1 protein-coding gene is annotated in these 539 nt (G+C 66.9%); it reads right to left on the reverse strand.

Features of this window, described 5'->3' with window-relative positions; translation table 11 throughout:
- On the reverse strand, positions 1-215 hold a 215-nt coding region (locus AC1DYI_RS38050; protein WP_477209216.1), incomplete at its 3' end, for an aldehyde dehydrogenase family protein.
- Positions 216-539: the final 324 nt, after the last annotated feature.

Genomic DNA, 539 nt, shown 5'->3' on the forward strand with positions numbered 1-539 from the left:
CGTTCACGCGGGCCCAACGCAGCCCAGGCACCTTGCGCGGCCGCCGCGGCCTGCGCGGCGCTGGCCACGTCGGCCGCCACGGCGCGGCCGGTGCGAGTGAGCACCTCGCCGGTGGCGGGCTCGATCACGTCGGCCGCCGCCGATGCGGCGCGCCAGCCGCTGCTGTAGACATGCTCGCGCCACAGCGCGTGGTTGAGGAAAGAGGTGGTCGTCATCGGCAGGGCTCCCGTGGGTTGGCGAAAGGCGCGAACAGCTGGCTCGCTTGCCCACCCCTGGTGCAACGCCTGTGCCGCGCCGGTGCCAGCGCCCCGCCGCGGGCCGCCAATGCCCCATTCCGGCCTATTCGTTTTCAGAGTGAAACTAATTGCCGGACTCGGGACTTTCCCCAATCCTGGGTGTTGCACCGCATCACAGGGTTTTCTCTGGCCTGAGATAGTTATGAATTGAAAACAATTCGATGACCCCTCCGAGGGCCGAGTTCATCAATTCATCAACCGCCCGCCGCYCTCCATGACCAAGCCCGCGCATGAGTCGACAAC

It is taken from the genome of Ideonella sp. P3_A4 (assembly GCF_056403075.1).